The organism is Priestia sp. JV24 (assembly GCF_025910025.1).
Lineage (GTDB): Bacteria > Bacillota > Bacilli > Bacillales > Bacillaceae_H > Priestia > Priestia megaterium.
The window spans coordinates 1-620 of sequence record NZ_JAPCIN010000035.1 but is presented as its reverse complement, the minus strand read 5'-3'; the positions used below and the strand labels follow the sequence as shown (position 1 = coordinate 620).

At 30.5% G+C, this 620-nt stretch carries 1 pseudogene; it reads left to right on the top strand.

The annotated features are described in order from the left end of the window. Positions 1–260: 260 nt before the first annotated feature. Positions 261–620: pseudogene (locus tag OK414_RS27645) on the top strand (isoprenylcysteine carboxylmethyltransferase family protein); the annotation flags it as partial.

The window sequence follows — 620 nt, the reverse complement described above, 5'->3', positions numbered from 1 at the left end:
CCATCTCTTCCAAAAGGAAAAAAACCACCTCCTGCGGGAACTTCACTTATATAACTTTTTGGAAGGAACTCTATTTCAACACTTATTAGATACTCCCCTTTGAAAATAAGAATGTATTCCTAAATATGATTATAACTAATAACCAGTAAGAAAATTAATTCTTATAAATGCTTGAAATTTAAATTACACAAGGTATTCCAAATACTGCGTTGAATGAACAAAATATCAATCATTTATTAAATGAATAAGGGGGGAGAGTTATGCAAGGATATTTTGCAATCATATCATTACTTTTAATGATGATAATGGTTATAATTCGTGCTAAACAGTTGGGGAAAAAGGGAATTAAAGCTTTTAAATTTGGTGAGCTAGATAAAAAAGATTTCTTTATTATCCCATTTGCATTACTGTTTTTTTATCTTATTTTCTCTAGTGTTTTTGATTTGCCCGAACTAGGTACCAAACTATTTAGCAAGGAAGTCTTTAGTTGGATAGGTGTAGGTTTATGCACGATGGGTTTAGTATTATTCTCGTTAAACATAATTTCATTTGGGAAAAGTTTTAGAGTTGGAATTGATGAAGAAAAACCAGGTGAACTTATAACAACAGGTGTTTTTGCC